Here is a 6,033-nt window from a genome sequence, read left to right on the forward strand (position 1 = left end):
CTCATGTGGCTATGGAGGTCGCCGTGTTGATGCCCCGTCGGACAAGACGCCTGCGCGCGGCCGCTCTCACGACGGCGCTCGCGGCTGCCGTTCTCGCCCTGGGGGGCTGCGACGACGACAGCGGCGGCGACGGGGCCAAGGCCGGGGCGGACAAGGGTCCTTCGGTCGTGGCGCCCGGAAAACCCGGCGAACCGGCAAGGACGCTGTCGGCCGAGGAGGCCGTGAAGGCCGCCGGGGACGACACCCCCAACTCCGCCGACTTCCGCTACGCCCGCATGATGATCGAGCACCACCGACAAGCCCTCGTGCTCACCGCTCTCGTTCCCGGACGGGCTTCTTCCACATCTGTCGATCGGCTCGCGAAGCGCATATCGGCAGCACAGGAGCCTGAGATCGGCGCCATGGAGGGTTGGCTGAAAAAGAACGGTGGAGACGACCGCGAGGAGACACACGACCACTCCGGGATGCCCGGCATGGCGACCGGCAAGCAGATCGAGCAGCTGCGCGCAGCGAAGGGCAAGGCCTTCGACCGGCTGTTCCTGGAGCTGATGATCACCCACCACCAGGGTGCGGTCACCATGGCGACCGAGGCTCTCACGGACGGCAACAACGTGCTGGTGGAGGAGATGGCCAACGACGTCGTCGCCCAGCAGACCGTGGAGATCGACCGGATGCGTGGCCTGATGACCTGAAGGGCCCCGCCGGGACGCCGGGCCCGCGCGCCTCTCCCCGCTTCCCCGCGGCGGTGCCATGCTGGAGGGAACCTGCCGGAGGAGGTGCGCCGTGCTCCGTGTCGCCGTCGTGGGTTCGGGACCGAGCGGGGTCTACACGGCCCAGGCCCTGCTGCAGTCGCGGGTGCCGGACGTGCGGGTGCATGTGCTGGACCGGCTGCCCACACCGTACGGACTCGTCCGGTACGGCGTGGCACCCGACCACGAGAAGATCAAGTCGCTGCAGAGCAGTCTCCGGGCGGTCCTGGAGGACGACCGGATCACCTTCGTCGGCAATGTGGGGGTGGGCGCGGGCGGACTGTCACCCGACCGGCTGAAGGAGATGTACCACGCGGTGGTCTACTGCGTCGGCGCCGCTGCCGACCGGCCGCTCGACGTACCCGGTGAGGGGCTGCCGGGAAGTTTCTCCGCCACCGAGTTCGTCTCCTGGTACAGCGCCCACCCGGACGCGGCCCCCGACGGCTTCGCGCTCCTGGCCCGTTCGGCCGTGGTGGTCGGGGTCGGCAACGTGGCGGTCGACGTCGCCCGGATCCTCGCCCGCGGCGCCGACGGGCTGCGGGGCACGGACGTGCCACGGGCCGCGCTCGACGCGCTGGTGGCGAGCAGGGTGCGGGAGGTCCACATCGTCGGCAGGCGCGGCCCCTCGCAGGCCAGGTTCACCACGAAGGAACTGCGCGAGCTCGGCGCGCTCCCCGGGGCACGCATCGCCGTCGACGGCTCGGAGCTAGCGCTCGATCCGGCCTACGCCGCCGCGGTGGGGCTCACGGGAACACCTCTGCCTGCCGTGGTCAGGCGCAATCTGGACGTGCTCCGGGGATGGGCGGCGGATCCACGGCCCGCCGCACCCGGCCGGGAGCGCCGTATCCGGCTGCGATTCTTCCTGCGCCCGGTCGAACTGCTGGAGCGGGACGGGCGGGTCGCGGGAGTGCGGTTCGCGCGTACGGCCCCGGACGGTGCCGGAGGCGTACGGGACACCGGGGTGTACGAGGACATCGAGGCGCAGCTCGTGCTGCGGGCCGTGGGGTACCGGGGGACGCCCCTGCCCGGTCTGCCCTTCGACCCGGTGCGCGGCACCGTGCCGCATCTCGCGGGCCGGGTGGTCAGGGACGGGACGGCGTCGCCCGGGGAGTACGTCGCCGGGTGGATCAAGCGTGGCCCCACGGGGGTGATCGGTTCGAACAGGTCGTGCGCGAAGGAGACGGTCGCCTCGCTGATCGAGGACGCACCGCTGCTCGTCGGCAGGGAGGTGGCCACGGATCCGCTGGGTGCTCTCCGGGGCCAGGGCCTGCGGCCGGTGGAATGGGACGGCTGGCTGTCCATCGAACGTGCGGAGGCGGCGCTCGGCCGCTCCCTCGGACGCGGGCCGGTGAAGATCCCCGACTGGTCCGGGCTGCTCGAAGCGGCCCACGGCGAGCCGCTGTAGCCCGGCCGAGAACGCGTCAGCCGGGGCCGAGGCGCTCGGCCTGCAGCTCCACTCCGCCCAGGACGCTGTCCAGCAGGCCGGGGAAGAGCGCGTCCAGGTCCTCCGTCCGTACGCAGCTCAGCTTGGCGGTGCCGCGGTAGAACTGGGTGATGACGCCGTTCTCGCGGAGCACCCGGAAGTGATGCGTGGTGGTGGACTTGGAGACCGGGAGGTCGAAGCGGGAACAGGCCTGCTCGTCGGCCGCGCCTGCCAGCTGACGCACGATCCGGAGCCGGATCGGATCGGACAGTGCGTGGAGCACTCCCTCGACGCGGATCTCCTCGCGCGAGGGGTGGGCGAGCACGCGAGCGGCGTTCGACGTCACGTTGCCTCCACTTCGTACAGGAACCTCATTGTACGAGATTCGTCGTAGCTTTATCCACGAGCCGCCACCACGAGCCGGACACGAGGGCTGCCGTCCGGCCTCCGGCCGAACTCCTCCAGGGGTAGCAGCCGTACGGAGAATCCGGTCCTCACGAGGTCGTCCACCACACCGGCGAGCGGAAACGTGCGGTAGTACATGACGAACGGCGGGCGCCACAGAGCGTTACGCGCCCGCATGGCCAGATCGAAGCCGAGCAGCGACCAGTAGGCCCGGGAGCCCACCGCGGGCGGCGCGCCCACCGGGAAGACGAACAGACCGCCCGGGCGCAGCGCCGCGTGCACCTGGCCGAACAGCGCCGGGCGTTCCTCCGGAAGGAAGTGGCCGAACGCCCCGAAGCTCAGGGCCAGGTCGAAGGAGCGCGCGAACGGCAGGGCCAGGGCGTCGGCCCGGACCCAGTCCACCGCCGGGCCGCCGGCGCCGACGGCACAGGCGGCCCGGGCGACGTCGAGCATCCCGGCGCTGAAGTCGACGCCGGCCACCCGCTCCCGGCACAGCCCGCGCAGCACCCCGACCCCCGCTCCGGTGCCGCAGCAGACGTCCAGGCCCCGGCCGAACGGCCCGAGAGGCCGGACGGCGTCGGCGACGGCATCGAGGACCCGGTCCGGGGTCCGGTACGGCGTCAGGTCGAACTTCGGGGCGAGCAGGTCGTATCCGCGCATCGTCGAGGAGAACGCCTGCACGGCGAGTTCGCGCACTGTGGGGCCCTGAGGAGTGAACATCGCCGCTCAGCGTACCCACAGACGCGGTGTCACACCGCGTAGCCGTACGGTTCGGGCGCCTCGGCGTCGCCGCCGAGCGCGCGTGAGGCGTTGCGGGCGAAGTAGGGGTCACGCAGCAGCTCCCGGCCGAGCAGGACGGCGTCGGCGCAGCCGTCGGTGACGATCTTCTCCGCCTGCACGGGGTCGGTGATCAGCCCGACGGCGGCCACCGGGAGGCCGGTCTCCTTGCGCACCCGCTCGGCGAAGGGCACCTGGTATCCCGGCTCCACGGGGATCCGCGCCCTCGGAGCGAGACCGCCGGTCGAGACGTCCAGCAGGTCCACGCCGTGCGCGAGCAGCTCACGGGCGAATCGGACGGTGTCGTCGGCGGTCCAGCCCTCGCGCGGGTCGTCCTCGTTCTCGGTGAGCCAGTCGGTGGCGGAGATGCGGAAGAACAGCGGGAGCTCCTCGGGCCACACGGCCCGCACGGCGTCCACGACCTCCAGGGCGAAGCGCGTGCGGTTCTCGAAGGAGCCGCCGTAGGCGTCGGTGCGGTGGTTGCTGTGCGGGGACAGGAACTCGCCGATCAGATAGCCGTGCGCCCCGTGGATCTCGGCGACCCGGAAACCCGCGTCGAGTGCCCGGCGGGCCGCGTCGGCGAACTGGCGCACGACCTGCTGGATGTCCTCGGCGCTCAGCTCGGCGGGCACCGTGTGGCGCTCGTCGTACGCGAGAGGGCTCGGGCCGACCGGCGTCCAGCCCTCGGGGTCCTGGACGCCGATGGGGGCTCCGCCGCGCCAGGGGCGGTCGGTGGATCCCTTCCGTCCCGCGTGGGCGAGCTGGATGCCGGGGACGGTCCCCTGACCGGCGAGGAAGCTGGTGATCCCGCGGAACGCCTCCACCTGACGGTCGTTCCAGATCCCGAGGTCGGCGGGGCTGATGCGGCCCTCCGGGCTGACGGCGGTGGCCTCGACCAGGACGAGCCCGGTACCGCCTACCGCACGCGAGGCGTAGTGGGCGAAGTGCCATGCGTTGGCCGCGCCCGTGTCGGGACCGGACGCTTCCGCGCTGTACTGGCACATCGGAGCCATCCAGACGCGGTTGGGAACGGTCAGCGACCGCAGGGCGTAGGGCTCGAACAGTGCACTCACAGGAGACTCCGGTTCCTCGGGATGCGACGGGCGTCGCGACGGCCCGGGCGCGCCGGGCCGTCGCTTCGTACGAGATTCACCGTACTACGGCATTCACCGTACTACGGCGATTGTCGAAATACGAAGCCCGTACGGAGCGACGCCCCGCTCACCTCCCCGGCCGGAGCCGTCGCCTGAGCCGGATGTCGGCATCGGCCGCGTACATCTGGCTCCAGCTGCGTCCGCCTCCCGAGGTCCAGGTCACCTGGACGTTCGCCCCGTCCGTCCTCACGGACTCCACCGTCATGAGCCGGTCGCCGTCCCGTACGTCGCCACGCAGCAGCTCGCGCGCCTTGACGGTGACGGGCTCCCCCGACCGCGCGTTCTCCGCTTCACCGGCCGCCGCGACGAGCGCCGCGGCCAGTTCCCTGGCCGCTGCGGGGGTGCAGGACCAGGAGGCGTGCGCCGAGGGGCCCTCGATCACGATTCCGACCTGGAGAGGCCCCTCCGCGGGGCCTGGGGCCACCTCCAGCGCCGCACCGCGTCCCTCGGTGTCCCGGATCTCGATGCTCATCCCTGCCGCCTCCTCGTCCCTCTCCGGTCAGCTCAGCCGGAGACTCTCCGGCGGGGCCCAGATAGCTGGGCTTGAGGCCGCCGGTGTCCACCACGAGGTTCTGGAGTACCACGGTCGGGTCGACCATCCAGAATTTGAGCACGTGGGCGCCGGCCCGGCCGATGTGATGCGCGGTGGCGGTGCGGTTGACGTTGTCCGACGTGTTGCGGGCCCACTGGGTGTTCATGGTGCCGTCGTCCGGCCCCGTGACCTCGGTGATGTTGACGGGCTGCGGGGCCTCGCCGTCGAAGGAGACGGCGTAAGTGAGTCCGTCCGGCGGGGAAGATCTCGTCCGCGATCGCCACGTTGTCCAGTTCGGGCTGCTGCCAGGGGGCGTTGGGACCATACCGGCCCACGTCGCCGTATCCGATGTGCGGCTGCGTCTGGAAGCCCTCCCATTTTCCGTCGGCCACCTCGGTGTTGAAGCGCCGCGCCAGGGCGAGGTCCTCGGCCGGCCCCGCCTCGGCGGTGGCGGCGAGCTGGTTGGTCAGAGCGCGGCCCTGGGGCGCGTAGTGCGGGTTGGTGAATTCCGCCTCCCGCAGGGCGTACAGATTGGCGGTGGCACGCACCGCGTACCCGACGAGCTCGTACCAGGCGTCCTGGGCGGAGGCGGGCAGGCCCCGCCGGACGCGTTCCGCGGCGGCGGCCAGCCGCTGCCGGTCCTCGGTGACCCGCCCAGGCGTACTCCAGGAAGAACTGGGTGGGCAGTTCGTTGCCCTTGAGATCGCCCACGTTGGTGACCCAGAGGCCGTGGTTGCCGTAGGCCGCGCTCTGGTGGAGCTGGTCCCACATGTTGGGGAGCGAGGCGGTCCCCCGCGCGCGCCGGGTGGCCTCCGAAACTTTCGGCACCGTCCCGCGCACCCAAAGGCGATGCGCGGGACGGGGGTGGGGGGGGGGGGGGCCCCCCCCCCCCCCCCCGCGGGGGGGGGCGGGGGGGGGGCGGGTGGCAAACCACCGCGCGCCGGGGGTGGGAACGGCCCAACCGGGCCGGGTGGCCCCTCCCCAAGGTGTTGT

At 72.2% G+C, this 6,033-nt stretch carries 6 protein-coding genes and 1 pseudogene; 2 read left to right on the plus strand and 5 right to left on the minus strand.

Translation table 11 applies throughout. The features are described from left to right. Positions 1-29 precede the first annotated feature (29 nt). Positions 30-692, plus strand: coding sequence for a DUF305 domain-containing protein (locus ACIREO_RS13795; protein ID WP_404108753.1), 663 nt, complete (start codon positions 30-32; stop codon positions 690-692). A gap of 91 nt (positions 693-783) precedes the next feature. Then, a complete protein-coding gene (locus tag ACIREO_RS13800; protein ID WP_404108587.1) occupies positions 784-2,154 on the plus strand; it encodes an FAD-dependent oxidoreductase in 1,371 nt (456 codons plus the stop codon). A 16-nt stretch (positions 2,155-2,170) separates the two neighbouring features. Here the strand turns inward: ACIREO_RS13800 and ACIREO_RS13805 are convergent, their stop codons facing one another. The 5 genes and pseudogenes from ACIREO_RS13805 to ACIREO_RS13825 form a co-directional block, all read right to left on the minus strand. Next, a complete protein-coding gene (locus ACIREO_RS13805) occupies positions 2,171-2,518 on the minus strand; it encodes an ArsR/SmtB family transcription factor (RefSeq protein WP_404108589.1) in 348 nt (115 codons plus the stop codon). 50 nt (positions 2,519-2,568) lie between these two features. Beyond that, positions 2,569-3,297: a class I SAM-dependent methyltransferase gene (locus ACIREO_RS13810; RefSeq protein WP_404108592.1), complete on the minus strand. Its 729-nt coding sequence runs from the start codon at positions 3,295-3,297 to the stop codon at positions 2,569-2,571. A gap of 29 nt (positions 3,298-3,326) precedes the next feature. Then, positions 3,327-4,427 (minus strand): NADH:flavin oxidoreductase/NADH oxidase, encoded by a 1,101-nt coding sequence (locus ACIREO_RS13815; protein ID WP_404108595.1) that lies wholly within the window; start codon positions 4,425-4,427, stop codon positions 3,327-3,329. Positions 4,428-4,575: 148 nt separating this feature from the next. Next, entirely contained in the window at positions 4,576-4,980 is a 405-nt protein-coding gene (locus tag ACIREO_RS13820) for a hypothetical protein (protein WP_404108597.1), read from the minus strand. 52 nt (positions 4,981-5,032) lie between these two features. After that, positions 5,033-5,829, minus strand: a pseudogene (locus ACIREO_RS13825) (glycosyl hydrolase 115 family protein); the annotation flags it as partial. Positions 5,830-6,033: the final 204 nt, after the last annotated feature.

The sequence above is a fragment of the Streptomyces sp. NPDC102441 genome (genome assembly GCF_044765585.1).
Lineage (GTDB): Bacteria > Actinomycetota > Actinomycetes > Streptomycetales > Streptomycetaceae > Streptomyces.

Coding starts and splice junctions, on each gene's coding strand:
- ACIREO_RS13795 (WP_404108753.1), top strand. CDS start 30: ATGCCCCGTCGGACAAGACGCCTGCGCGCGGCCGCTCTCACGACGGCG.
- ACIREO_RS13820 (WP_404108597.1), bottom strand. CDS start 4,980: ATGAGCATCGAGATCCGGGACACCGAGGGACGCGGTGCGGCGCTGGAG.
- ACIREO_RS13810 (WP_404108592.1), bottom strand. CDS start 3,297: ATGTTCACTCCTCAGGGCCCCACAGTGCGCGAACTCGCCGTGCAGGCG.